Source organism: Acidovorax sp. HMWF029 (assembly GCF_003060895.1).
In the GTDB taxonomy this organism is placed as follows: domain Bacteria; phylum Pseudomonadota; class Gammaproteobacteria; order Burkholderiales; family Burkholderiaceae_C; genus Acidovorax.
This window is the reverse complement of record NZ_QAIH01000239.1, coordinates 1-2,008: the sequence shown is the minus strand read 5'-3', so window position 1 is coordinate 2,008 and position 2,008 is coordinate 1. Positions and strand designations below refer to the sequence as shown.

Here is a 2,008-nt window from a genome sequence, read left to right as displayed (position 1 = left end):
ATGGTGAACTCCGTGTGAAAGAACTTTGGGAGGGGACGGGGGATTTGCTGGGCGGCGGTCTACTTGAGCAAACCGAGCGACAGGCTGGGGAACAGCGACAACATCACCAGCGCCACGCAGCTGATGATGAAAAACGGCAGCGTGACGATGAACATCTTTCCGGGCTTGGCCCCGGTGACGGCTGACGCGACAAAAAAGCTCAGGCCCACGGGCGGGGTCATCAGCCCCAGCACCAGGTTGACGACGATCACCACACCAAAGTGGCGCGGGTCGATGTGATAGACCTCCGTGGCAATCGGCAACAGGATGGGCGCGGTCATGATGAGGCCGGGGATGCCGTCGATCACCGTGCCGATGACCAGAAGGATGACGTTGGTGAGCAGCAAGAAGGTGACCGGGTCGTGCGCCACGGTCTGCACCCAGGCGGCCACCATCTGCGGCACCTTGCCGTAGATCAGCAACCACGAGAACACGGCCGCTGCCGCCACCAGAAACAGCACGATGGCCGAATAGATCGCCGAGCGCAGCAGGATCGCGGGCATGGCGCTGAAGCGGAATTCCTTCGTCACATAGCGCCCCACCAGGGCCGAGGCCAGCGCGCCCACGGCCGCCGATTCGGTGGGGTTGGCCAGGCCACTGAGGATGGAGCCCACGATGATGATGGGGATCAGCAGCGTGGGGCTGGCCTGCACCACGGTGCGCGCACGTTGGGCCAGCGTGCGCTTTTCGCTGCGTGGGTAGTTGTAGACAAAGCCCATGAGCGCGATCACGACAAAGAACATCACCGTGAGCAGCACGCCGGGCAGGATGCCCGCAATCAGCATGTCGCCCACGGCCACTTGGGCCAGCACGCTGTAGACCACAAACATCACCGAGGGCGGGATGATGGGCCCCAGCATGCCGCCATACACCGTGAGGCCCGCCGCAAAGGTTTTGTCGTAGCCCTGCTTTTCCATCTCCGGGACCATGACCTGCGACATGATGGCCACCTGCGCGGTGGCCGAGCCGATGATGGATGACACCAGCATGTTGGCCAGAATGTTCACGTAGGCCAGCCCCCCTTTGACCGAGCCGATGAAGGCCATGGACAGGTCCACCAGCCGCCGCGTGATGCCGCCGCTGTTCATGATCTCGCCGATCAGGATGAACAGCGGGATGGCGATGAGGCCATAGCTGTCCACCCCGCCGAACATCTGCATGGGGAAGGACTGGAACAGCACCGGGCTGCCGATGCTGAGGATGTACACCGCGCCCGACAGGCACAGGCACACGCCGATGGGCACACCCACCATCAAGGCGGCGAGGAAGAACAGGGTGGTGATCATGGTCGGGCTCTCGTGGGTTTGCGTGCGTGGGTGGCGTTCAGTTCACGGCGTCGGCGTTGACCACGTCAAAGCCTGCGTGCTGCACACGCTCTGCCGCGCCCATGTCTTCGAGCAGGTTGGCCAACGCATGCACGCTGAAGGTGGCCGAGAAGATCGGAAGGATCAGCTGCAGCACCCACGTGGGCCAGTTCAGTGTCTGGGTGCGCTCTGTGTAGAGGAAGTTGAAGCTCTCGGCCGCAAACTCCTTGGCGTCAAAACCGTAGCGCGCAATGCCGATCGGGTCCATCCACACCCAGCACATCACCAGCATGGCCAGGCCAAACAGCAGCACGCCGCAGGTGGCCACCACCTTGAATGCCTTGGCGCCGCGCGCGCCGAGGTGGTCGGTCAGCATGGTCACGGCAAAGTCCATGCGCAGCCGCGTCATGACCGAGGCGCCCACAAAGGTCAGCCAGACCACCGTGTAGACCGCCGCCTCGTCCACCCAGTAGAGGGGTATGCCGGTGTAGCGCGTGACCACGTTGAGCAGGATCAGCAACACCAGCAAGGTCATGAGGGCGGTGAGCAGGTGCCGCTCGATGCGCAGAACCTGCGTGGACAACGTCAGCACCCAGCGAACGGGAGCGCGCTGCGATGGAGCTTGCGGGGCGGGTGGGCTGGTGAGCGTGGGCATGGTGTGATTC

General features: G+C 63.5%; 2 protein-coding genes. Both read right to left on the bottom strand.

The window, feature by feature from the left end:
• Positions 1-59: 59 nt before the first annotated feature.
• On the bottom strand, positions 60-1,325 hold the full coding sequence (locus DBR12_RS17665; protein ID WP_108618461.1) for a TRAP transporter large permease: 1,266 nt from the start codon (positions 1,323-1,325) through the stop codon (positions 60-62).
• Between the two features lie 37 nt (positions 1,326-1,362).
• Positions 1,363-1,998, bottom strand: a complete 636-nt coding sequence (locus tag DBR12_RS17660; protein ID WP_108618462.1) for a TRAP transporter small permease — start codon at positions 1,996-1,998, stop codon at positions 1,363-1,365.
• Positions 1,999-2,008: the final 10 nt, after the last annotated feature.